This window comes from Streptomyces sp. NPDC042002 (genome assembly GCF_055588305.1).
The window spans coordinates 1-2,223 of record NZ_JBVJCT010000084.1 but is presented as its reverse complement, the minus strand read 5'-3'; the positions used below and the strand labels follow the sequence as shown (position 1 = coordinate 2,223).

Here is a 2,223-nt window from a genome sequence, read left to right as displayed (position 1 = left end):
ACGCCAACATCGCCCGAACACGGTTCACTTCATGTGCGTCCACACATCCAACATGCTCGTGATCAGCCTCGACCGAAAGACCTAACGGAGTCCTATTAGCTTGACTCTGTCGGGGATCTTGGAGTTTCCCGGTGCAGCAGCATGGTCAACGGGCATGCTCGGGTAGTTCAGGCCGACGAAGCTGTCGAGGTGCCCGTTGTCCCTTCGCCCCCGTTCCGGTGAGCAAGTCCCGCCTCTGACTGCGCAGATCGCGCGGGCGAGCAACCCGGGCGGCACAACAGCGATATGGGTGCGTGACCGGCTGGACGGGCTGTGGCATGACGAGGACTTCGCCGACTGGTACCCGCGGGACGGGCGTCCGGGTCTCTCGCCCGCTCAACTTGCCACCGTCTGTGTGCTGCAGTTCCTGCTCGGCCTTTCGGACCGGCAGGCCGCCGAGGCGGTCCGCTGCCGCATTGACTTCGAGTACGCCGTGGCTATGGAGCTGGACGATCCCGGTTTCCACCACAGCGTGCTGGCCGATTTCCGTGATCGTCTTGCCGAGGGCGACCGTGCTGACCGCCTCCTCGACCTCGTACTGACCCGTCTCAAGGAGGCCGGGCTGGTGCGCGAGCGCACCACGCAGCGCACCGACTCCACCCATGTCCTGGCCGCAGTGCGGGACTTGACCCGGCTGGAGCTGATCACCGAGGCGGTCCGCGCCGCACTCGAAGAAGTCGCCGGCACGTTCCCTCACCTGTTGGACGAGCTGGTCGATGCGGGCTGGGGGCTCCGCTACGGCAGGCCGGTCCGCCTGGGCAAGAACCCCACCAAGCCCAAGACCAGGATCCTTGCCACCGGGAATGACGCCGTCCGGTTCCTGGAACACCTCGACCGGCACGGAGCGGACCACACGTCCGGTCCTCGCGTTCAGGCCCTGCGCCAGATCATGGTGCAGAACTACCACCGGGATGCCGCAGGGCACCTGCGCTGGCACACCGCCGAGAAGGAAGGCGGGCCCGGACTGCCGCCCTCGTCCCGGGCCATCGTCTCCCCCTACGACACCTCGGCCCGCTACGCGCGACACGGACACATCATCAGTTGGAAGGGGTTCTCCGCGCATCTGACCGAGACCTGTGCTCCCGACAGCCCGAACGTGATCACGGACGTGGCCACCACTGCGGCCACCACCCACGACAGCCAGGTCCTGCCCGGCGTCCACACCCGCCTGGCCCGCCGCGGGCTGCTGCCCGCCGAGCACCTGGTCGACGCCGGCTACACCTCCCTGCCCCATCTGGAACAAGCCGCCCGCGAACACCAGGTCACCGTCTCCGGGCCGCTGAAGAGCAACCCCACCCGCCAGCACCGCCGGAACGAGGGCTTCGCCCGGGATGACTTCCACATCGACTACGACAGGCAGCAGGTCACCTGCCCCCAGGGACAGGTCAGCGTGGGCTGGCACGGCCCCTACCCGACCTCCTCACCCACCGCCGCCCCGCTGATCGTGGCACGGTTCACCAAAAGCCAATGCCGCCCCTGCCCGACCCGCACCCAGTGCACCAGCACCGCCGACAACGCCCGCACCGTGGGATTTCCTCCGCAAGAGCTCCGCGATCTGCAACTCCGCGTCCGCACTGAACAACAGTCGCCGGAGTGGAAGGCCCGCTACGCGGTCCGCTCAGGAGTGGAGAGCACGGTCAACGAGCTCGCCCACGGACACGGCATGCGACGCTGCCGCTACCGAAGACAAGGAAAAGCCCACATCCAGCACATCCTGACGGCCATCGCCGTCAACATCGAGCGCCTCAGCGGACTGCCACCGACCGAGGAAATCCCCATGCCCCGCCGACCGACTGCCTTCCAGGACTATCTCGACCAGCGTGAGATACCCCGGCCGAAGTCCTGGCGGACCCTGGGCAGCTGACCCCGGCGACACCAAGATCCCCGACAGAGTCAAGTTAGTAGGACTCCGTTAGGTCTTCCGATCGGTGCTGATCACGAGCATGTTGGATGTGTGGACGCACATGAAGTGAACCGTGTCCGGGCGACGTTGACGTTGTATGTGGCTGACGTGTTCGCCTCGGTGCCGCGGAAGGACCAGCGGGCCAAGGGCGACTGTTACCTGCGGGGACTGATGCTGGACGGTCGCCGCAAGTCGATCCAGGCCATGGCCTCGCGGTTACCGGACGGCAACGAGCAGAACCTGCAGCAGTTCGTGAACCAGTCGACGTGGGATCCCGGGCC

General features: G+C 66.6%; 2 protein-coding genes. Both read left to right on the top strand.

The genetic code is table 11. The features are described 5' to 3' along the window. Positions 1 to 289: 289 nt before the first annotated feature. Positions 290 to 1,903: an IS1182 family transposase gene (locus ACZ6KY_RS42125; protein ID WP_469315528.1), complete on the top strand. Its 1,614-nt coding sequence runs from the start codon at positions 290 to 292 to the stop codon at positions 1,901 to 1,903. A 90-nt stretch (positions 1,904 to 1,993) separates the two neighbouring features. After that, positions 1,994 to 2,223, top strand: a 230-nt coding sequence (locus ACZ6KY_RS42120; protein ID WP_469315527.1) for a transposase, incomplete at its 3' end; no start/stop codon positions are given.